Annotated in this window: 16 protein-coding genes; 9 read left to right on the plus strand and 7 right to left on the minus strand. The window is 73.9% G+C overall.

Translation table 11 applies throughout. From position 1 onward, the window contains the following. Nucleotides 1–46: 46 nt before the first annotated feature. Both STTU_RS18310 and STTU_RS18315 read right to left on the minus strand, forming a co-directional pair. The gene (locus STTU_RS18310; RefSeq protein WP_007825562.1) at nt 47–352 is read right to left on the minus strand and encodes a barstar family protein; all 306 of its coding nucleotides are present in this window, start codon (nt 350–352) and stop codon (nt 47–49) included. Further along, entirely contained in the window at nt 349–732 is a 384-nt protein-coding gene (locus STTU_RS18315) for a hypothetical protein (RefSeq protein WP_043255610.1), read from the minus strand. Before STTU_RS18315 ends, STTU_RS18310 begins: the two co-directional genes overlap by 4 nt. Before the next feature lie 96 nt (nt 733–828). Between STTU_RS18315 and STTU_RS18320 the strand changes: the two genes are divergently transcribed. The 3 genes from STTU_RS18320 (at nt 829) to STTU_RS18330 (ending at nt 4,654) form a co-directional block, all read left to right on the plus strand. Continuing rightward, a complete protein-coding gene (locus tag STTU_RS18320) occupies nt 829–1,812 on the plus strand; it encodes an aldo/keto reductase (protein ID WP_043255613.1) in 984 nt (327 codons plus the stop codon). Between the two features lie 421 nt (nt 1,813–2,233). Further along, nucleotides 2,234–3,274, plus strand: a complete 1,041-nt coding sequence (locus tag STTU_RS18325) for an alpha/beta hydrolase (protein ID WP_007825564.1) — start codon at nt 2,234–2,236, stop codon at nt 3,272–3,274. 264 nt (nt 3,275–3,538) lie between these two features. Further along, on the plus strand, nt 3,539–4,654 hold the full coding sequence (locus STTU_RS18330; protein ID WP_007825565.1) for a helix-turn-helix domain-containing protein: 1,116 nt from the start codon (nt 3,539–3,541) through the stop codon (nt 4,652–4,654). Nucleotides 4,655–4,815: 161 nt separating this feature from the next. Here STTU_RS18330 and STTU_RS18335 read toward each other — a convergent pair whose 3' ends face one another. Next, the gene (locus tag STTU_RS18335; protein WP_007825566.1) at nt 4,816–5,520 is read right to left on the minus strand and encodes a GDSL-type esterase/lipase family protein; all 705 of its coding nucleotides are present in this window, start codon (nt 5,518–5,520) and stop codon (nt 4,816–4,818) included. A 144-nt stretch (nt 5,521–5,664) separates the two neighbouring features. Between STTU_RS18335 and STTU_RS18340 the strand changes: the two genes are divergently transcribed. Next, nucleotides 5,665–6,792: a hypothetical protein gene (locus STTU_RS18340; RefSeq protein ID WP_007825567.1), complete on the plus strand. Its 1,128-nt coding sequence runs from the start codon at nt 5,665–5,667 to the stop codon at nt 6,790–6,792. Between the two features lie 290 nt (nt 6,793–7,082). Here STTU_RS18340 and serC read toward each other — a convergent pair whose 3' ends face one another. After that, the gene (serC, locus tag STTU_RS18345) at nt 7,083–8,201 is read right to left on the minus strand and encodes a phosphoserine transaminase (RefSeq protein WP_007825572.1); all 1,119 of its coding nucleotides are present in this window, start codon (nt 8,199–8,201) and stop codon (nt 7,083–7,085) included. A 189-nt stretch (nt 8,202–8,390) separates the two neighbouring features. Between serC and STTU_RS18350 the strand changes: the two genes are divergently transcribed. From STTU_RS18350 to STTU_RS18360, 3 genes are all read left to right on the plus strand, one after another. Beyond that, nucleotides 8,391–11,447, plus strand: a complete 3,057-nt coding sequence (locus tag STTU_RS18350; protein ID WP_007825574.1) for an FAD-binding and (Fe-S)-binding domain-containing protein — start codon at nt 8,391–8,393, stop codon at nt 11,445–11,447. Nucleotides 11,448–11,534: 87 nt separating this feature from the next. Continuing rightward, nucleotides 11,535–12,911 (plus strand): phospholipase D-like domain-containing protein, encoded by a 1,377-nt coding sequence (locus STTU_RS18355; RefSeq protein ID WP_007825576.1) that lies wholly within the window; start codon nt 11,535–11,537, stop codon nt 12,909–12,911. Between the two features lie 233 nt (nt 12,912–13,144). Further along, the gene (locus STTU_RS18360; protein WP_007825577.1) at nt 13,145–13,729 is read left to right on the plus strand and encodes a maltose acetyltransferase domain-containing protein; all 585 of its coding nucleotides are present in this window, start codon (nt 13,145–13,147) and stop codon (nt 13,727–13,729) included. A 12-nt stretch (nt 13,730–13,741) separates the two neighbouring features. Here the strand turns inward: STTU_RS18360 and STTU_RS18365 are convergent, their stop codons facing one another. Then, a complete protein-coding gene (locus STTU_RS18365; RefSeq protein WP_043255617.1) occupies nt 13,742–14,602 on the minus strand; it encodes a LysR family transcriptional regulator in 861 nt (286 codons plus the stop codon). 1,112 nt (nt 14,603–15,714) lie between these two features. Here STTU_RS18365 and STTU_RS18375 point away from each other — a divergent pair. After that, nucleotides 15,715–16,701 carry an EamA family transporter gene (locus tag STTU_RS18375; protein ID WP_383882572.1) on the plus strand — a complete coding sequence of 329 codons (987 nt, stop codon included), beginning with the start codon at nt 15,715–15,717 and terminating at the stop codon, nt 16,699–16,701. A 372-nt stretch (nt 16,702–17,073) separates the two neighbouring features. Here STTU_RS18375 and STTU_RS18380 read toward each other — a convergent pair whose 3' ends face one another. Further along, a complete protein-coding gene (locus STTU_RS18380) occupies nt 17,074–19,248 on the minus strand; it encodes a glycoside hydrolase family 3 N-terminal domain-containing protein (RefSeq protein WP_007825583.1) in 2,175 nt (724 codons plus the stop codon). A gap of 340 nt (nt 19,249–19,588) precedes the next feature. Beyond that, nucleotides 19,589–20,698: a citrate synthase 2 gene (locus STTU_RS18385; protein WP_043255621.1), complete on the minus strand. Its 1,110-nt coding sequence runs from the start codon at nt 20,696–20,698 to the stop codon at nt 19,589–19,591. A gap of 275 nt (nt 20,699–20,973) precedes the next feature. Between STTU_RS18385 and pdxH the strand changes: the two genes are divergently transcribed. Continuing rightward, nucleotides 20,974–21,720: a pyridoxamine 5'-phosphate oxidase gene (gene pdxH / locus STTU_RS18390; RefSeq protein ID WP_043255624.1), complete on the plus strand. Its 747-nt coding sequence runs from the start codon at nt 20,974–20,976 to the stop codon at nt 21,718–21,720. The last annotated feature ends 169 nt before the right edge of the window (nt 21,721–21,889 follow it).

A 21,889-nucleotide genomic window follows, 5' to 3' on the forward strand; every position in this document is an offset into this window, starting at 1 on the left:
GGCGGAGCCCCTTCGGCCGACAGAGAGCCGGTCGGTGCCGGATGGTTCAGGGGTGGAGGACGAGGCGGTTCCGTGTGCCGTCGAACGTCGCGGCCAGTGCGCGCGCCTCGGGGTTGTCCGTGCCGTTGCCGGTGTCGGCGAAGAGGCCCTGGCGGTCGGCGTGCACGGTCAGCGTGTCGTGGCGGTCGATCACCTCGGAGACGCCGCGTGCGTCGATCGCGTCCGCCCAGGCGTCGAGGTTGCGGCCGAACCAGTCGGGCAGGCCGCAGGGTTCCCGTACCGCCTCCCAGAAGTCGTCGAGCGTCGTGAGCGCCTGCCCGCGCAGGTCGACAACGAGCTCGGCGCCCCTCATCGCGGGGACTCCTCGCGCGCGGGGGCGTCCGGCAGGTGCCGCAGCGCCGCCTCCACGCTGTCGCCGCCACTCGTGTTGAAGGCGATCGCCGCCTGCGGGGCGTGACGGCGTACGAGGTTGACGGCCGCCTCGAAGAGGGGCAGCAGCGGCTCCGCCTTGCGCAGCCCGCCGCCGATGACGACGACGTCCCACGCGCGGCTCGCGAGTGCCTTCGCGAGGGCGGGCTCGGCGTGCTCGTCGTACTCCACGAGGACCATGTCGGCGCCGACGCCGTACGTGGCGAAACGGGCGAGTTCGGCGTCGAGGAGCGCACGCAGAGCGGGACCGTCCGCGCCGGGAATCCCCTCCGGGTCGTAACCGACAACAAGAGCGTGGGGCATCCAGGCACCCTAACGACGTCAGCGGGGCGCGCCAAGGGCCCGCGATCGCCCCAGTTCAACGGCGTGGCCGTCCACGCCGAGTGCCACACTGGCCCCATGGAATCGCGTGAATTCAGCAAGCTCGGCCGTTCCGTCTCCGTCGTCGGCCTCGGCACCTGGCAGCTCGGCGCCGACTGGGGCGACGTGGACGAGAAGGACGCCCATGCCGTCCTGGAGGCCGCCGCGGACTCCGGCGTCACCTTCTTCGACACCGCCGACGTGTACGGGGACGGCCGCAGCGAGCAGACCATCGCCGCCTTCCTCAAGGCCCACCCGGGCTCCGGGATCACGGTCGCGACGAAGATGGGCCGCCGCGTCGACCAGCTCCCCGAGAACTACGTCCTCGAAAACTTCCGCGCGTGGAACGACCGTTCGCGCCGCAACCTCGGCGTCGACCGCCTCGACCTCGTCCAGCTCCACTGCCCGCCGACGCCCGTCTACTCCTCCGACGAGGTCTACGACGCGCTCGACACGCTCGTCGCCGAGGACCGCGTCGCCGGATACGGCGTGAGCGTCGAGACGTGCGCGGAGGCGCTCACCGCGATCGCCAGGCCCGGGATCGCGAGCGTGCAGATCATCCTCAACCCCTTCCGCATGAAGCCGCTCGACGAGGTGCTGCCCGCCGCGCTCGCCGCCGGGGTCGGGATCATCGCGCGCGTGCCGCTCGCCTCGGGCCTGCTGAGCGGCAAGTACACCGAGGACACGACCTTCGCGGCCAACGACCACCGCACGTTCAACCGCCACGGCGAGGCGTTCGACCAGGGCGAGACCTTCGCCGGGGTCGACTTCGCGACCGGTGTCGCCGCCGCGCGTGAGTTCGCGGCGCTCGCCCCCGAGGGCGCGACCCCGGCGCAGACCGCGCTGCGCTGGATCGTCCAGCAGCCCGGCGTCACCACCGTCATCCCCGGCGCCCGCACCCCCGCGCAGGCGCGCGCCAACTCGGCGGCGGGCGAACTGCCGCCGCTGGACGAGCAGAAGCTCACGGCGATCCGCGAGCTGTACACGCGGGAGATCGCGCCGCAGGTGGCCGACCGCTGGTGAACGCGGCCGGGAACGGCCCGATGGCGAGGTGACGGGCCGCTTCCGGAGCGCGCTGCGGGGCGGCGGGCAGGGGCGGCGGGTGCGGCGGGGAGCGCCGAGGACTCCGGCCCTGCGGCGCGCGTGGCGGCAGTGCCAAGGACACCGACCACGGGCGGCGCTCGTGACGGCAGCGTCACGCGCTTCGGACCGGCTCGGCGCCGGAGCCCGTGCGGCGCCCGCCCGCCGCGCCACCCCGCCGCTTGGCGGGGCATTCCCGCCGGACGGCGCCTCCGTTCCGCTTCCGGAGCCCGGCAATCTGGCTCGGGCCGGGGAGGTTCCGGCCGCCGCCGTGGGACACACGGAGGTCGGACCTCGCCCCGGTCCGCGCACACGTGCCGCGCGTCCGTCCGATCCTCACGCCGTCGTCAGGAGAGCCGTTCACATGACCGCCCACTCCGAGGCCCCCACCCCCGCTGGCCAGGTCGCCGCCTCCCCCCGCACCGCTCCCGCGCCGCTCGGCCCGCCGCCCCCCTTCGATCCCGAACTCGCCGCCGTGCTGGACACCTTCCCGGGTGTCGAGGTCCCCTCACTGGAGGAGATCCCGGCCATGCGCGGCACCGTGCTCGGCAACTTCCCCGTGCCCACGCTCGACGAGCTGCGCGCCGGAGGCGAGTTCGAGATCGAGAAGCGCGAGGTGCCCGGACCCGCCGGAGACCCCGACATCACGCTCTACCTCTGCCGCCCCGCCGACGCGACCGGCGCGATCCCCGTGCTCTACCACACGCACGGCGGCGGCATGATCCTCGGCGACGCGCTCACCGGGCTGCCGCAAATGCTCGACGAGTGGACGCGCGACCTCGGCATCGGGATCGTCTCGGTGGAGTACCGTCTCGCGCCCGAGCACCCCGACCCCGCCCCGGTGGAGGACTGCTACGCGGGTCTCGTGTGGACCGCGGAGCACGCGGCGGAACTGGGCTTCGACCCGGAGCGGATCATCATCGGCGGCGGCAGCGCGGGCGGCGGCCTCGCGGCCGGGGTCGCCCTCGCCGCCCGGGACCGGGGCGGCCCGGCGCTGCTCGGGCAACTCCTCATGTGCCCGATGCTCGACGACCGCAACGACACCCCTTCCGCCGTGCAGATGGCGGGAACGGGACTGTGGGACCGCGAGGCGAACCACATGGGCTGGACGGCCCTGCTCGGCGAGCGGCGCGGCGGCCCGGACGTCTCCCCGTACGCGGCCCCGGCCCGCGCCGTCGACTTGGCGGGCCTCCCGCCCGCGTTCGTGGACGTCGGCTCGGCCGAGACCTTCCGCGACGAGGACGTCGCCTACGCGAGCCGCCTGTGGGCCTGCGGCGTCCAGACCGAACTCCATGTCTGGCCGGGCGGCTTCCACGGCTTCGACGGCATCGCCCCCCAGGCCGCCCTCTCCCAGACGGCCCGCACGACCCGCACGGAGTGGCTGCGCCGCCTGCTGGGGGAGTGAGGAGCCGACGACGGCCGGGGCACCGCCGGACGGAGGCCACGCTTCGGCGGGGCCGGACTTTCCGGCGGCAGCCCGGCCCGGCCGCCGCCTCGGCCTGCGCGCGACCGGCCGAGCCCGCCGCGTACGACCGGCCGAGCCCGCCGCGTACGGCCTGCGCGCGACCGGCCAAGCCCGCAACGTACGACCTGGCCCGCCCTCCCCTCCGGCAACCCCACCCCGGGACCAGGGCTTCCCCAAGACCGGCCAAACGGGGACGATGGCCGCATGAGAGAACTCGCCGGGCGGCTCGCCGCTCTCGATCCGGACGCCGGTGAAGCCGTCCGGGTCATCGCCTATTTCGACCGGCTCACCGCCGAGCGCGCCGGTCTTGAGGCGCTCGTGCGCGGCGCCGCCGTGCTCGCGGGCAGCCCGGCGCGGCTCGCCGACCCTGTGCACGGCGTGCGGATACGGGTCGAGCCCGACGGCCGCCGCGTCGACGGCCCGGCCCGGACCCCCGTACCGCCCGGCGCCGACTGGCCCGGCGTACCCGTCAGCCCCGGCGGGCCGCGCATCCTGTGGCTGGAGCAGTCCGGGGAGCCCGGCCCGGTCGGCGCGATGGTCCTGGAACGCGCCGCGACCGCCGTACGCGCCGCGCTCGACCGCACCCGGGGCCGCGCCCCCGCCGTCCCCGGGCCGCCCGCGCCCGACGCCGCCTCGGTCGAGGTGCTGCTCGACGCCGATGCCCCGCCCCGCGCCCGCGAACTCGCCGCCCGCCGCCTGGGGCTCGGCCCCCTGACCCGCGCGCTCGCCCGCGCGGACGGCACCGCCGACGTGGCCGACGCCACCCACGAGCGCGCGGCGCACGAGGGCGCGGTCCGCGAGGGCGCGGGCCGTGAGGGCGGGGTCCGCGAGGGCGCGGACCGTGAGGGCGCGCCGTACGGAGCCGCCTCCGAGGGCGCCCCGAGGACCGGGATCGGCCCCGCCGTCCCTCCGCTCGACCTCCCGCACTCCTACGCGCAGGCCCGCATCGCGCTGCGGTTCACGGCCGAGGGCACTGCCGCCGACCCCGGCCACCGCTGGGTACGGGCCGAGGAACTGGGAGGCCTGAGCGTCCTCGCCGCCGCCGTGGGCCCCCGTACCGCCCCCGTCCCCGACGTGCTCGCGCTGCGCCGCGCCCACGCCGCCGCGCCCTGGGCGCTCCTGACCCTGCACGCCGTCGCGTCGCACGCGAGCCTGCGCACGGCAGCGGCAGCGCTCAACGTGCACCACTCGACGCTCCAGGAGCGCCTCGCCCACGCCGAACGCCTCCTCGGCTGGAACGTCCGCGAGCCCGCGGGCCGCCTGCGCCTCCAACTCGCCCTGGCCCTCGACCGGCTGCACCGCTCACCGGCAAGCACCTGACCACGGCCGGTCACCTGACCACGGCCGGCCACCTGATCACCGGCCGACCATCGACTACCGGCCGAGCGCCGGCCTGCCGCCGCGACCGTCCACCGGCTCGGCCGCCCCCGCCACGCAACGTTTCGTCCGGCCCCGCCCGCCAACGCGAGTCAACGCCTCTCTCACACCCCCGTGTACGGCCCCCCGATCCCCCACCCCTGATGGAGCGCCGTGGCGAAGGCGGCGGCGAGTTTGTGCTCCCCGGCCGGTCCCGGGTGCGTCCCGTCGTACGTGTCGCGCTCCAGGTCCCAGTCCGCCGGAGCCGTCGCGAGGAGCAGCGGCGAGGCGGACGAGCCGAGATCCGCGACGAGCTTGGCGAGCAACTCGTTGAACCGCTCCACCTGTGCCCCGAACTCCGGCTCCCGCCGGGCCCGTACGTTCGCCACCACGGGCAGCACCACGGCCCGCACCCCCGGTCTTGCCTCGCGCGCGGCCGTCAGGAAGCGGCGGGCGTTCTCCGCCGTCTGCTCCGGGTTGGTGTAGAAGCCGAGGTCGATGAGGCCGAGCGCGACGAGCAGCACGTCCGCCCCGCTCTCGCGCACCGCGGGCCCGACGAGCGGCGCCATGTGCTGCCAGCCCTCGCCCCAGCCGGCGAGATGCCGCCGGGCGTGCGGCGGGAAGTCCTCGTCCGGGTACGCGTACGAGACGGCCGCGTCGGCCTCCACGTCGTACAGCGCCTCGCGCGGGCCGACGAAGGCGAAGCCGTCCTCCCCGAGGCAGCGCCGCAGGTGCCGCCACAAGCGGTACCGCCAGGTGTGGTCACCGGCCTTGCCGATGGTCTGGCTGTCGCCGACGAGGAGGAAACGCGGGGGAACCGAGGCACGCATGGCCCCCATCATCGGGGAGCCGCGCACCGGCCGTGCCCGGCGGTGGCCGCCTCGCGTCCCCGAGGCCGCGTGAGACGCGCCACGTGCCGGGGGACGCGGGGCGGCCCGCTCCGCACCCGGCGCGGCTCTTGCGAGACTGGCCCCATGACAGGTCCCCGGCGCCGTCGCCCGCTCCCGCCCGCCCGGCGCCCCCGCGCGCGTTCCCTCGCATCGCTCGGCGCGGTCACCGCCTTGTGCGGCGGGCTGCTCCTCGGGCCGGGGGCGCCCGCGTACGCCGCCGACGACCACCCGGCGTTCACGATCCGGGACGCGCGCGTCACCGAGTCCTCCGGCCTCGCGGCGAGCCGACTGCACCCCGGCGTCTACTGGACGCACAACGACAGCGACGACGGCCCGTACCTGTACGCGATCGACGGCCGCTCGGGCCGCACTCTGGCCCGGATCACGCTGAGCGGTATCGGCTCGCCCCGCGACGTCGAGGCGATCTCGCTCGGGCCCGACGGGCGTCTCTACGTCGGCGACATCGGCGACAACCTCGACGGCACCTGGCCGCACGTGTGGATCTACGCGTTGCCGGAGCCGAAGCAGTTGCGGGACCAGACCGTGCGCGCGACGCAGTACACCGTCCAGTACGAGGGAGGCCCGCGCAACGCGGAGGCGCTCATGGTGCACCCGAAGACCGGGCGGGTGTACATCGCGTCGAAGCGGGAGAGCGGCGGCAACCTCTACGAGGGCCCCGCGAAGCTCTCCGCGACGGGCACCAACGTCTTCCGCAAGGTCGCCCCCGTCGACCTGTGGGTCACGGACGGCGCCTTCTCGCCGGACGGCCGCACGCTGGCCCTGCGCGGCTACTTCTCCGGCACGTACTACGACTGGAACGACGGGCACCCCAAGGCGGCCGGGCGCCTCGCGGTGCCGCTCCAGCGCCAGGGCGAATCGCTCACGTGGACCACGGACGGCACGACGCTCATGTACGGCTCCGAGGGCTCCCGCAGCGAGGTGCGCCCCGAGGAGGCCCCCGTACAGCCCTCGCCGAGCCCCGGCGCCTCGAAGTCCGCACCGGGCGGCGGCAAGGGGGCGGGCGAAGGGGGGCAGCAGCAGGGCGACGGCGCGGACTCCGGGCGGTCCGGCGCGGGCCAGGAGAACGGCGACAAGGACGGCGCGGGCAAGGACACCGGCGGCACGACGGGCAAGACCGTCCTCGTCGTGGTGCTCGCGGCGGCCGTCCTGTACGGGCTGCGGCGCGCGCGCGGGAAGCGGGCGGGGAAATGAGGTGCTGACTGCTTGTGTCTTCATGGTCGCGAAACGTAGTCGACGCCACTGACAATCCCCCTCGCGCGGGGGCGGCGGTCTGGGTCCGTCGGGGTTGGACCGGCCGCCGGAAGCGGCTGCGCGGGAGCCGGGACCGTCGCGACACGCGCGGGGATTGGCGGGCTCGGCGCGCGCTCTCCGCGTCCGACGAAGGGGCGCCCCGGCGAGCGGGGCGCCCCTTCGGGCGGAGCAGGGCCCGTACGGAACGAACCGTACGGACGGGAACCGCGGTCGATGCCGCGGTCGTTCGCTCAGAGGTGGTCGATGACGTAGTCGACGCAGGTCGTCAGCGCCTCGACGTCCGCCGGGTCGACGGCCGGGAACATCGCGACGCGGAGCTGGTTGCGGCCGAGCTTGCGGTACGGCTCGGTGTCGACGATGCCGTTGGCGCGCAGCACCTTCGCCACGGCCGCCGCGTCGATCGCGTCGTCGAAGTCGATCGTGCCGATCACCGCGGAGCGCTGCGCCGGGTCCACGACGAAGGGGCTCGCGTACGAGACCTTCTCCGCCCAGCCGTAGAGCGCCTGCGCGGAGGCGGCCGTACGGCCCGTGGTCCATGCGAGGCCGCCCTGGCCGTTGAACCAGTCGAGCTGCTCGGCGAGGAGGAACAGCGTCGCGAGCGACGGCGTGTTGTACGTCTGGTTCTTGCGCGAGTTGTCGATCGCGGTCGGAAGGCTGAAGAACTCGGGCACGTGCCGGCCGGAAGCGTGCACGCGTTCGGCGCGCTCCAGCGCGGCCGGGGAGAAGAGACCGATCCACAGCCCGCCGTCCGAACCGAAGTTCTTCTGCGGCGCGAAGTAGTAGACGTCCGTCTCGGCGACGTCGACGGGGAGCCCGCCCGCGCCGGAAGTGGCGTCCACGAGGACGAGCGCGCCCTCGTCGGCACCGTCGACGCGGCGCACGGGGGCGGCGACACCGGTGGAGGTCTCGTTGTGGGTGAGGGCGTAGACGTCGACGCCGGGCTCGCCCTTCGGCTCCGGGTGCGTACCGGGCTCGGAGGAGATCACGGTCGGCTCGGCGAGCCACGGCGCGAGCTTCGCCGCCTTCGCGAACTTGGAGGAGAACTCGCCGAAGCTGAGGTGCTGGGACTTGTTCTCGATGAGCCCGTGGGTCGCGACGTCCCAGAAGGCGGTGGAGCCGCCGTTGCCGAGGACGACCTCGTACCCCTCGGGGAGGGAGAAGAGCGAGGAGAGGCCCTCACGGACCCCGCCCACGAGGTTCTTCACGGGAGCCTGGCGGTGAGAGGTCCCGAGGAGAGAGGTGCCGGTCGCGGCCAGCGCGTCCAGCGCCTCCTTCCGCACCTTGGAGGGACCCGCGCCGAACCGGCCGTCGGCGGGCTTGATGTCAGCGGGAATCTGGATATCGGCCACGGGCCGAGCGTAACCCGCGGGGGCGGGGGACGGGGCGGGGGTTCGTTGGGTGAGACGGGGGTGAGGGGGACAACTCCCGAAAATAAAAAACCGCTCACTCGTCCCGGTGAACTCACCCCCTTCCGGTGGACAACGATCACCCCTTCCCCCTCGCGTACTCCCCACCTCGCCCGGGAAAGATGACACCCCATGAGCCCGCACCCCCGCCCCGCCCCCGACACCCTCGCCGCCCTCCACCGCGCCCTGACCCGCACCGTGCGCGGCACCGTCGACTTCTCGCCCGGGGCCCGCGCGCTCACCACGATGGACGCCTCCAACTACCGCCGCGTCCCGCTCGGCGTCGTCGCCCCGTACGACAGCGACGACGTCGCGGCGACCCTCGCCGCCTGCCGCGAGCACGGCGTCCCGCTCGTCCCGCGCGGCGGCGGCACCTCGATCGCCGGACAGGCCACCGGCACCGGCATCGTCCTCGACTTCACGCGCCACATGAACCGGCTGCTCGACCTCGACCCGGAGACCCGCACCGCCCGCGTCCAGCCCGGTCTCGTCCTCGACACACTCCGCGCCGCAGCGGTCCCGTACGGCCTCACCTTCGGCCCCGACCCCTCCACCCACGCCCGCTGCACCCTCGGCGGCATGATCGGCAACAACTCCTGCGGCGCCCACTCCGTCGCCTGGGGCACGACCGCCGACAACACCGAAACCCTCGACGTCCTCGCCGCCGACGGCACCCCCCACCACCTCGCGCGCGGCTGGAACACGGCCGCACCGGCCGGTCACGGCCGCACCCCGCCCGGACCGGCCCGTACGCCCTCCGGACCGGCCGGAACGCCCCCCGTCCCCGACGCCCTCCGCGCCCTCGTCGACACCCACCTCGCCCTCCTCCGCACCGGCTACCCCACGCTCCCGCGCCGCATCTCGGGATACGCGCTCGACGCCCTCCTCCCCGAGCACGGCACCGACCTCGCCCGCGCGTGGTGCGGCAGCGAGGGCACCCTCGGGGTGCTCACCGAGGCGCGCGTACGGCTCGTCGAAGCGCCCCCGGCGCGCGCCCTCGCCGTCCTCGGCTGCGCGGACGAGAGCGAGGCCGCCGAGGCCGCCGCCGGTCTCCTCCGCTTCGCCCCGCTCACCGTCGAGGGCATGGCCGCCGACCTCGTACCGGACAGCGCGTCCCTGCCGCGCGGCGGCGCGTGGCTCTTCGCCGAGACCGGCGGCGCCGACCCGGCCGAGGCCGCCCACCGCGCCCGGCTCCTCGCGGGCGCGGCAGGCGCACTCGACGCGCGCGTCGTCACCGACCCCGCCGCCCAACGCGCCCTGTGGCGCGTACGCGAGGACGCGGCGGGCACCGCGACGCGCGGCCCGGACGGCGCCGAGGCATGGCCGGGCTGGGAGGACGTCGCCGTCCCGCCCGCCCGACTCGGCCCCTACCTCCGCGACTTCCGCGCGCTCCTCGCCGACCACGGCCTGCACGGCACGCCCTACGGGCACTTCGGCGAGGGCTGCGTCCACGCCCGTATCGACTTCGACCTCCTCAGCGCGCCCGGCATCGCCGTCTTCCGGCGCTTCTCCGAGGAACTCGCCCACCTCGTCGTCGCCCACGGCGGCTCCCTCTCCGGCGAGCACGGCGACGGCCAGGCGCGCGCCGAACTCCTCCCCGTCATGTACGGGCCCGAACTGACCGGACTGTTCGCCCAGGTCAAAGCCGTGTGGGACCCCGACGACCTCCTCAACCCGGGCATCCTCGTCCGCCCCGCGAAACTCGACGAGAACCTCCGCTTCGCCGTCCTGCCCCGCGAGCCCGTCGATGTCGCCTTCGGCTACCCGCAGGACGGCGGCGACTTCTCCGCCGCCGTACGCCGCTGCGTCGGCGTCGCCAAGTGCCGCGAACCCGGCGGCACCCACGGCACCTCCGTCATGTGCCCCTCCTTCCGCGCCACCGGCGCCGAGGAACACTCCACGCGAGGCCGCGCCCGCCTGCTCCACGAAATGCTCGCGGGCGAGGTCGTCACCGGCGGCTGGCGCGCGCCCGAGGTCCGCGACGCCCTTGACCTGTGCCTTTCGTGCAAGGGCTGCCGCAGCGACTGCCCCGTCGGCGTCGACATGGCCACGTACAAGGCCGAGTTCCTCCACCACCACTACGCCGGGCGCCTCCGCCCCGCGAGCCACTACGCCCTCGGGCGGCTGCCCGCCTGGCTCCGCGCCGCCGCGCCCCTCGCCCGCCCCCTCAACGCCGTCGCCCGCCTGCGCCCCCTCACCTCACTCGCCCTCCGCCTCGCGGGCCTCACCCCCGAGCGCCCCCTTCCCGCCCTCGCCGCGCGCCCTCTGCGCGTCGGCGAAGAAGGCGCGCCGCCGCCCGGCACCCGCCCCGTGCTCCTCTGGCCCGACACCTTCGGCCGCCACCTCGACCCGCACATCCCGCGCGCCGCCCGCCGCGTCCTCGCCGACGCGGGACTCCACGCCACGACCCCGCCCCCCTGGCTCGACGGAGCGGGCGTCTGCTGCGGCCTCACATACGTCTCCACCGGCCAGCTCGACGCGGCACGCCGCGTGATGCGGCGGACGCTGGATGCGGTGGATGCGGTGGATGCGGTGGATGCGGTGGATGCCGTGGGGGGCGCGGGTGCGGATGCGGATGCGGGCGTGAGAGCGGGTGGGGGCAGTGGTGCGAGCGGCCGTGAGGGTACGGGTGCGGGTGGCGGCCCCCGTGCCGGGACGGGTACGGCACCGGGCGAGGCGTCCGCCTCCACCCCGATCCTCGTCCTCGAACCCAGCTGCGCCGCCGCCCTCCGTACCGACCTGCCCGAACTGCTCCCCGACGACCCGCGCGCCGCCCGGCTCGCCGCGCGCGTCCGCACCTTCGCCCAGGTCCTGGAGGAGGAAGCGGCGCCCGGCTGGGAGCCGCCCCGCATCGCGGCCTCCGTCGTCGGCCAGACGCACTGCCATCAGCACGCCGTGCTCGGCGACGCCGCCGAACGCCGCCTGCGCGCGCGAGCCGGCCTCAGCGGCGAACTCAGCGGCGGTTGCTGCGGACTCGCGGGCAACTTCGGCTTCGAACGCGGCCACTACGCGACCTCCGTGGCCTGTGCGGAGGACCAGTTGCTGCCCGCCGTCCGCGCGGCGGAGCCCGAGGCCGTCGTCCTCGCCGACGGCTACTCCTGCCGCACCCAGCTCTCCCACCTCTCCCCGCGCACGGGCCGCCACCTCGCCGAAGTCCTGGCGGACGCTCTCCCGGCCCGTACGCCGTAGACCACGGCTGTCGTCCGGCGGACGGGGCAGACGAGGGGAGCCGGGGCTGCTCCACCCGCCCCGGCGGACACCTGGGAGGGGACGAGGATGACGACGAGCACGACCGAACGGGACGGGGCGAGCGGGGCCGAGGAAGCGAGCGAGGCCCACGACGCAGCGGACCTCACGGGTTCCACGGACCAGGTGGGCTCGACGGACCTCGCGGACTCCGTGGAACACGCGGGCTCCACGGACCTTGTCGGCTCCCCGGACCCCGCTGGCTCCACGGACCTCGCGGCCTCGCCGGACCCCGCTGGCTCCACGGACCTCGCGGCGCGCGGGGTCGAGCTGCGGAGACGGCTCGAACGGCTCCTCGGCATCGCGATGTCCGAGGGCAACGGGCTGCACGCGCTGCGCAACGGCGACGAGATCTTCCCCGCCATGCTCCGGGCCATCTCCTCCGCCCGCCGCACCGTGGACATGATGACCTTCGTCTACTGGCGCGGCGAGATCGCCCGCGACTTCGCCCGAGCCCTCGCCGAACGCGCCGAGGCGGGCGTCCGCGTGCGCCTGCTCCTCGACGGCTTCGGGGCCCGCACGATAGAACGCGACCTCCTCGACCTCATGGAGAACGCGGGCGTCGTCCTCGCGTGGTTCCGCAAGCCCCTCCTCATCTCCCCCTTCAAGCAGAACCACCGCTGCCACCGCAAGGCCCTCGTGATCGACGAGTCGATCGCCTTCACCGGAGGGGTCGGCATAGCTGAGGAGTGGTGCGGCGACGCCCGCGACCCCTCCGAGTGGCGCGACACGCACGTCGAGGTGCGCGGTCCCGCCGTGGACGGCATCGCCGCCGCCTTCGCCCAGAACTGGGCCGAGTGTAAGCCCGAACTCTTCGACGACCAGGACCTCTTCACCCCGCAGGAGCCGGCCGGCGACGCCGTCGTCCAGGTCGTACGGGGCTCCGCGAGCTTCGGCTGGCAGGACATGCAGACCCTCTTCCGGGTCACCCTGGAGTCCGCCCGCGAACGCGTCCGCATCTCCACCGCCTACTTCGCCCCCGACGACTACTTCATCGACCTCCTGTGCGCCGCCGCCGCGCGCGGCGTCCGCGTCGAACTCCTCCAGCCCGGCCCCCACACCGACAAACGCGTCTGCCAGCTCGCCGGCCAGCGCCACTACTCCCGTCTGCTCGACAGCGGAGTCCACGTCTGGCAGTACCAGCCCACGATGCTCCACACCAAGATCCTCACCGTGGACCGCACCCTCGCCCTCGTCGGCTCCACCAACTTCAACCGCCGCTCGCTGGAGCACGACGAAGAGGTCATGCTCGCCGTCCTCGACCCCTCCTTCGTCGCCGGTCTCGACGCCGACTACGACCGCGACCTGGCCCGCAGCACCCGCATGAACCCCACCCGCTGGTCCCACCGCTCCCTCACCCAGCGCACCCGCGAATCCCTGATGCGCCCCCTCGGCCGCTTCCTCTGAGCCGGGCGAGCGGCAGGCACCGGCGGCAGACGGCCCGGGGCGCCGGTACGGGATCGGGGCGGCGGTACGGGATCGGGGCGGCGGTACGGGACCGGGGCGCGGGTACGGGCCCGGGGCATCCCGGGCTCTGAGGCAGCGGTACGTGACGGGGCGGCGGAACGTGGCCCGGGTGGCCGTACAGGCCGGGGCGTCGGTGCGGGGACGGGCGCCCCCGAATCCGTACCCTCGCGCCCATGACGCACCCCTCCGACACCCCCGCGAGCGGCACCGACGTCTTCGACCGCATGCGCGCCGGTGAGCTGTACCGCGCCGACGACCCCGAGATCGAACGCCGCCAGCGCGCGGCCCGTCGCCTCGCCGCCCGCTGGGCCACGGCCTACACCGAGGACCCCGACGCCGCCCGTCCCCTCCTCTCCGAACTCCTCGGCTCTCTCGGCGAGGGCGCCGAACTACGCCCTCCCCTCCACCTCGACTACGGCTCCCACCTCCGCATCGGCGCCCGCACCTTCGTCAACTACGGCCTCACCGCCCTGGACGTCGCCGACATCACCATCGGCGCCGACTGCCAACTCGGCCCCCACGTCCAGCTCCTCACTCCGACCCACCCCCTGGAACCCGGTTTCCGCCGGGAGAAGTGGGAGTCCGCGCGCCCCATCACCCTCGGCGACAACGTCTGGCTCGGCGGCGGCGTCCTCGTCCTGCCGGGTATCACCATCGGCGAGAACTCCGTGATCGGCGCCGGCAGCGTCGTCACCAAGGACATCCCCCCGAACGCCGTCGCCGTCGGCAATCCGGCCCGCGTCGTCCGCACCCTGTAGCGCCGCACCCCCTCAGCCGGCCTCCCCGCCCCTTGCCGCCGCAGTCACCTCCCGCGCGAGCGCGACGAACTCCCGCACCTCCTCCCGCTCCCGCCCCGCCCGCCGGACGAGCGACACCGAGAGCGGCGGCGCATCGCTCAACGGGACGAAGGTGACGCCCGGATAGGCGTGCATCGCCGCCGTGGCGCGGGCCGTCACCCCGAAGGCGAGCCCCGCGGCGATCGCCGCGAGCCAGTCGTCGGTATTGCCCACGGTCAACGTCGACACCGGCCGCGCCCCGGAGGGCCACAGCTCCGGAGTCGTCGACCCCGAGACGGTGTTGAGCGCGAGCGTCCCCCCGGCCAGTTCCCCCAACCCGATCCGCGCCCGCTCCGCCCACACACTGTCCACCGGCACGGCCGCCACTCTCGGCTCCGCGTACAACTCGACCGCCACAAGCCCCGGCTCCGTGACCGGCCCGCGCAACAAGGCGAGATCCACCACCCCGCGCAGCAACCCCGCCGTCCGGTCGTCCACCCGCAGCAGCTCCAGCGGCACATCCGGACGCCGCTCGCGCCAGCTCCGCAACAACGGCGTCGTGAACCGCCCCGCCGCCGACCACGCGTGCCCGATCCGCAAGGCCCTCGGCGCCCCGACAAGGGACACTGCTTCGTCGAAGGCCGCGACAGCCGCCCGCGCCCGCACGCGGAACGCCGCCCCCTCGGCGGTCAACGCGAGGTGATGCGTGGACCGGTCCACGAGCCGGACCCCGAGCCCCCGCTCCAGCGCCGCCAGCGTCCGCGAAACCGCCGGCTGCCCCCTCCGCAACCGCGCCGCAGCGGCCGTCACCGATCCCTCCTCGGCCACAGCGAGGAAACACCGCAGGTGCCGCACCTCTACACCACCACGCCCCCCGCTGCCGCCACCCCAGCCACCTCGCGGATGCGCGGAACCGTTCCCCGGCTCGGGCAAGCCCGGACCCGGCCCGGCGGAGCCGGGACCCGCCTCGGTGGAACCAGGACTCGGCCCGGGGGAGCCGGGACGTGCCTCGGCGCGGCCGGCCCCGGAGCCGGACCGGATGGGCTGGGCCTCCCCGGAACCGGGCTGGGCGGTCCCAGCCCGGGACTGGTCTGTCCCGGCGACGGGAGGCCGGACTGTCCCTGAACCCGAACCGGGCACCCCGAGGCCGGAGTGCGACCCGGGCACCCCGAGACCGGGGTCCGAACCGGGGCTCGGAACCGGTTCGGAGCCTGCCTCCGAGCCGTAGTCGCGGACGGACATGGGCACCTCCTTCTGCCACACGGCGGCGGTTCGCTTGGCGCGCGGGTGCTCTCACCGACCGGACCGAGACCCGCCGAGGGCCAGCCTGGCGAGGTTCGTCCTGGCCTGGCGAGGAGCTGACCCCTCGCTCGCGGGGCAAAGACCGTCGCCCGCTCGGCCGGCCTGCCGGAACCCGCGACCCAGGAGGTCGGCCCGGCCCGCGAAATACGGTTCCGCCAAGTCCAGGAGGGTGCGGCGGCGATCCGCACCCTCCCGCTTATGCGCGCCGAGCATAAGCCCGCCCTCGCCGCATTTCACGGCAGCCACCACCGGGCCTACCGTGGACGGAAACGTACCGACGACAGGCTTCGGCAAGCACCCGCGTCGCGGCAGAGGGCAGCTGACAACCGGCCCGCACCTGCGGCTCCCGTGCGCCTCCCGGCGGACGGACGCGTGCTTTCTCGCGCTCGCGCGGCGATCGGTGCGCGAGCGGTACAGCGCGCTGTGGCCCCGGCGCCCAGCCGGGGCGTCCCGGCCGGAGTGCCCGTTTTCGTCACGGGGCCCGCAGTGACGTGCGCCTCGGTCACCGGGCCATGGTCAGTGACCGGAGAGTTCATTTCAGTGCACGCCCTGGTACAACAGGCTGATCGGTGCGGCGTTCGATCCGTAAAGGTGACTGACCTCCTGGGCGGATATTCACGAGAAGGAGCGGGCTGACGGTGGCTGAGTGGGGCGAAGCGGGAGCGGTGTCGGGTACGGGGCGGTCGGCCGGGACCGGACTCCCCGTCCAGCAGGGTTCCGCCGGCGCGACGGTCCCCTCGCCCTCCGCCTCCTCGGTACCCGTGACCGAGGGGGGCGCCCCTGCCGGCGGCACCCGGGGCAGCGGTCCGCGTGGCGCGCTCGGACCGGTCGGCCTGGTGCTCGCCGGGTGCGTGTCGGTGCAGTTCGGCGGGGCGCTCGCCGTGAGCATCATGGGGCGCACCGGGCCCCTCGGCGTGGTGGCGATCCGGCTCGCCGTCGCCGCGCTCGTGCTGCTGCTCTTCTGCCGGCCGAGGCTGCGGGGCCACTCCCGAGCGGACTGGGGCACCGTGGTCGCCTTCGGGGTCGCCATGTCCGGCATGAACGCGCTCTTCTACCAGGCCGCCGACCGTATCCCGCTAGGTCTCGCCGTGACCTTCGAGGTGCTGGGTCCGCTGGTCCTGTCTGTGGTCGCCTCACGTCGTCTCGTGAACTTCCTGTGGGCGCTCCTCGCGCTGCTCGGAGTCTTCCTGCTCAGTGGCACCGGGCTGAGCGACATCGACCCCGTGGGTGTCGCCTTCGCCCTCGGCGCGGGCGTCATGTGGGCCGCGTACATCGTGTTCAGTGCCCGGACCGGTCGCCGCTTCCCGCAGGCTGACGGCCTCGCCCTCGCCATGGCCGTGGGCGCTGTCCTCATCCTGCCGTTCGGCATCGCGCAGGCCGGCGCGACGCTCGTCGTGCCTTCCACGCTCGCTCTCGGTGCCGGTGTCGCTCTCCTTTCCTCCGTGCTCCCCTACACCCTGGAACTCATCGCACTGCGCCGTATCCCCGCCGCCGCCTTCGCCGTGCTGATGAGCCTGGAACCGGCCATCGCGGCACTCGCCGGCTTCCTCGTACTGCACCAGGACCTGAGCTGGATCGAAGGGCTGGCCGTCGCCCTCGTCATCGCCGCCAGCCTGGGTGCGGTGCGTACGACGAGTGAACGGCACGATTGAGGCCCAAAATGCCCAATCGGCGAAATCTTCACTCGCAGGAGTGAAGATAGGGCTGTTCGGGTGTGAACGCCCGTTCTGTTGGCCACGCTCCGTCATGAAATCGATGGCTGTGTGTCACCAACGGAGGTGCTTATGTTCGTACGGTCGCTACATTCCGTGACTGTTCTCGCGTCCGGGTATTTGCTGGCGTCCTCGTACGTGACGGCATATGGCGGGCGTCTCGCCACCCTCTTGCGCCGTGCGCGGGAGGTCATCCAGCGGGGCGGCGCATCCAGCGCTGGGACCGTGGGTGCCGGACCCCCGCCCGAGCCCCCGCCCGTGCCGAGCCGGCGACGGACGGGAGCCGATGGCGTGGCGGCAGTGCCGCGCTCGTCAGACGACGTGCAGTGTCGTGTGCGCGGTGGCCGTCGAGTCGGTACCGGCGTAGATGTCGAAGGCGCCCGTCTCGACGCGGTAGTTCCCGGCCGGGTCGTTGTCCCAGAAGCCGAGGTCCTCGGAGTCCAGACGCACCAGGACCTCCTCGCTCTGCCCCGGTGCCAGCTCGACCCGGGCGAATCCGCGAAGCCGCCGTACCGGCTGCACGATCGAGGCGGCCCGGTCGTGCACGTAGACCTGCACGACCTCGGTGCCCGCCACGTCCCCCGCGTTCCTGACCGGCACGGTCACCTCGACCGATCCCCCCTCACCGAGTTCCCGCAGCGAGATCTCGGTCCGGCTCAGGGCGGGCGCGCCGGTCTCGAAGCGGGTGTAGCTCAGCCCGTGGCCGAAGGCGAAGCGAGGCCCGTGCTCCACGTCGAGGTAGAAGGAGCGGAACGGCACCTTCGGGTCGGCCGGGTCGGCGGGACGGCCGGTGTTCTCGTGGTTGTAGTAGAGCGGGATCTGTCCGGCCGAACGCGGGAACGTGACAGGGAGCTTGGCGCTCGGATTGACCTTCCCCGTCAGGACATCCGCGACGGCGTGACCGCCCTCCAGCCCCGGGTGCCAGGCGAAGAGAACGGCGGGCGCCTCGTCGATCCACTCCTCCATGGTGAGCGGCCGGCCGCCGAAGACCACGACGGCGAAAGGCTTCCCCACGGAGGCCACCTGGCGGATCAGCTCGGCCTGCCCCTCGGGCAGCGAGATGTCGGCGCGCGTCGACGCCTCGCCGCTGATCTCGCTCGGCTCACCGACCGCGACGACGGTCACATCGGCCTCGCGCACCGCCGCGATCGCCTCTGCCTCGCCCTCGGCGTACAGCACCTCGGTCGCGGGAAGCGCCTCGCGCAGCCCCTCCAGGACAGTGGTGGCGGCGAAGCGGGCGGCGCCCGGACCGGCCCACGTCCCGTGCAGGTCCGTCGACAGCGCGAACGGCCCGACGACGGCCACCGACGCGGCCGTGGCGGGCAGCGGCAGCACGGACGCCCCGTTCGCGGTCGTCTCGTTCTTGAGGAGTACGAGCGTGCGGGCCGCGGTCTCCCGCGCGGCGCGCCGCGCCTCCGCCCCGGGCTCGGTGATCTCCGCGGACTCCGCCGCGTATGGCGCGGTGAAGAGACCGAGACGTGCCTTGAGGAGCAGGACGCGGGAGACCGCCTCGTCCAGTCGCGCCGGGTCGATCGCCCCGGCGGCGAGGAGCTTCTCGCCGTGCTCGGTGATGTGGGTGCTCACCATCTCCATGTCCACGCCCGCGCCGAGGGCCTGCCGGATGGCGTCGGCCCCATCCTCCGCGAGACCGTGCGCGATGAGTTCCTGCACGCCGGTCCAGTCGCTCACGACCATCCCGTCGTACTTCCACTCCTCGCGCAGCACTTCGGTGAGCAGGTGGGAGTTGGCGTGCGCGGGGACGCCCGAAACGGTGTTGAACGAGGCCATCACCGTGGCGACGCCGGCGTCGAGCGCCGCCTTGAAGGGCGGCAGGTAGACGTTGCGCAGACGCTGCTCGGAGACGTCCACGGTGTTGTAGTCGCGCCCGCCCTCGGCGCCCCCGTAGGCGGCGAAGTGCTTGGCGCAGGCGGCGACCTTGCGCGGGTCGGCCGACAGCGCCGGACCCTGGTAGCCGCGCACCTTCGCGGCGGTGAGCACGGCGGTGAGGTACGGGTCCTCGCCGGCGCTCTCCGCGATACGGCCCCAGCGCGGCTCGTGGCACACGTCCATCATCGGGTTGAACGTCCAGTGCACCCCGGCCGAGCGCGCTTCCTCGGCGGAGATCTCGCCGTCGCGCTCCGCGACCGCCGGGTCCCAGGAGGCGGCTTGTGCGAGCGGGATCGGGAAGGTGGTCCAGTAGCCGTGGATGACGTCGAGGCCGAAGATCAGCGGGATGCCGAGTCGCGACTCCTCGACGGCGAGCCGCTGGAGGGCGTTCGTGTGCGTGGCGCCCGTGATGTTCAGGACCGAACCGAGCCGTCCCTCGCGGGCCGCGTTCTCGATCTCCTCGGTCTCGCCGCCGCCCGGACCGGTGGCGCTGTTCCAGGAGAGCTGCTGAAGCTGACCCAGCTTTTCGGCCACGGTCATCCGGGAGAGGAGGTCCCGGACGAGTTCCAGGTGGTCATCGGCGGTGTGTTCGACAGTCATGGCGGTACACGCTAGGCGTTGTGCCCGGGGTTTTCCATATCGTCCCCCCGCACACGGCGGGACGGTGAGCACGGGCGGGAGGGGGAGCGGAGTGGGGCGGAAGCCAGGACGGCCGCAATGATCGGGCCTGTGCACGGGCGTGAGGCGCGACCGACCTGGCCAGGGGCGGAACGCGGAGCCTAGAGGGCCCCGGTTCCGCAGGCTGCGGAGTGACGCATCCCGCAGCCTGCGCAGCCCGCAAACCCGGGCTCTGCGAAGTCCAGAGGCTCATGAAGCCCGAGCCCCGCGGAGCCGGGAGCTTGCGGAGCCCCAGGCCGGTCCGGCGCGACCGCAGGGCCGGTCAGCCGTCGACGCGCACCACGTCCCCGTACCCCTCGATGTCCTCGGCCGTGCGGCTGCCGGGGCCGGTGTAGCGGGCGGACGGACGGACCAGGCGGCCGGTGCGCTTCTGCTCCAGGATGTGCGCGGACCAGCCCGCCGTGCGGGCACAGGTGAACATGGAGGTGAAGAGCGGGGCGGGGACCTCGGCGAAATCGAGCATGATCGCCGCCCAGAACTCGACGTTGGTCGCGAGCACCCGGTCGGGGCGGCGGGAGTGCAGTTCGTCGAGGGCGGCCTTTTCCAGGGCCTCGGCGACCTCGAAGCGGGGGGCGCCCAGTTCCTTGGCCGTACGGCGCAGCACCCGGGCGCGCGGGTCCTCGGCGCGGTACACGCGGTGGCCGAAGCCCATGAGGCGTTCGCCGGAGTCGAGGACCCGGCGGACGTAGGCCGCAGCGTCGCCCGTGCGCTCGACCTCCTCCAGCATCCCGAGCACGCGGGACGGCGCTCCGCCGTGGAGCGGCCCCGACATCGCGCCCACCGCTCCCGAGAGCGCGGCGGCGACATCGGCCCCGGTGGAGGCGATGACGCGGGCGGTGAAGGTCGACGCGTTCATGCCGTGCTCGGCCGCCGAGGTCCAGTAGGCGTCCACGGCCTTCACGTGGCGGGGGTCGGGTTCGCCGCGCCACCGGATCATGAACCGCTCGACGATGGAGCGACCCTTGTCGATCTCGCTCTGCGGAACCATCGGCGACTGCTGGCCGCGCGCCGCCTGGGCGACGTACGAGAGCGCGGTGACGGCGGAGCGCGCGAGGTCGGTACGGGCCTGCGCGGCGTCGATGTCGAGCAGTGGCCGCAGACCCCAGATGGGGGCGAGCTGGGCGAGCGCGGACTGGACGTCGACGCGGATGTCACCCGTGTGGACCGGCAAGGGGAAGGGTTCGGCCGGCGGCAGGCCGGGCGTGAACGAGCCGTCGACGAGGAGTCCCCACACATTGCCGAAGGAGACCTTGCCGACCAGGTCCTCGATGTCGACGCCGCGGTAGCGCAGGGCGCCGCCTTCCTTGTCGGGTTCGGCGATCTCCGTCTCGAAGGCGATGACCCCTTCGAGGCCGGGCACGAAATCGGACATCTCGCTGCTCCTCGTCTCACAGTGATCTGGCGGCGACCGCGTTCCCGACCGGGACGACCCGGCACGTGCGGCCCCGACGCTCTTGGTGGCCCTCGCGACCGTATGCCCCGGCCGGAAGGGCCGCGCCGCGAGGACGGACTCGCCGAGGGCGACCGTCGCCCACCGGGCGCGTTTCTGCGTCATGCCCGGTACGGGAGCCGGTCACCCCTCCTGGCGAGGGGCGTCGCCGTGACGTACGCGACACATGGGGTGGGCCGGTGCGGCAGGATGGCGCCGTGAGCGAGGAGAACGCGCCGGAGGCGCGAGGCGGGGACGCGGAGCGGGAGCCGGATGGGAGCGCGCGGCGGGCACACGTACCGCACGTACTCGATCCTGCGGGGATGCGCGAGCAGTACCGGGCCGAGGGGATCGAGGCCGAGGGGTTCGCGGCGGAGCCGATGGACCAGTTCGGGCGCTGGTTCGCGGACGCGGTGGCGGCGGGGATCTTCGAGCCCAACGCCATGGTCGTCTCGACGGCGGACACCCGGGGGCGGCCCAGTTCGAGGACGGTGCTGCTGAAGCAGTACGCGGCGCGCGGATTCGTCTTCTACACCAACCACACTTCCCGCAAGGGCCGCGAGATCGCGGAAAACCCGCACGTCGCGCTGCTCTTCCCCTGGCACCCGATGGCCCGCCAGGTCCTGGTCACCGGTACGGCGGCGCACGTGGACCGGGCGGAGACCGCCGCGTACTTCCACAGCCGTCCGCACGGTTCGCAGCTCGGCGCCTGGGCGAGCGAGCAGTCACGGGTCGTCGCGTCGCGCGAAGTGCTCGACGAGCAGTACGCGCGGCTCGCCGCCCGGTATCCGGAGGGCAGCGAGGTGCCCGTACCACCGCACTGGGGCGGGTATCTCGTCACGCCGGAGACGGTCGAGTTCTGGCAGGGGCGTGAGAACCGCCTGCATGATCGTTTGCGCTATCGCCGTACGGGAGGGGAGCAGGGCGCGGAGCCGGAGTGGACCCTGGAACGGCTGAGCCCCTGACGGGTGCGCGGAATCCCTCGAACGGTTGTGGATAACCCCTGTTCAGCCCGTGTACCGGAAACGCTGCTCACTCTGACGAGTGAGGCGTTGAAAAACTTCGGCGGAGTTATCCACAGATGTGGCTGGAGGGGGTGGGTCGGGGGTGGGGTTGCGGAAGGATGGTATTGGG

The organism is Streptomyces sp. Tu6071 (assembly GCF_000213055.1).
Taxonomy (GTDB): Bacteria; Actinomycetota; Actinomycetes; order Streptomycetales; family Streptomycetaceae; genus Streptomyces; species Streptomyces evansiae.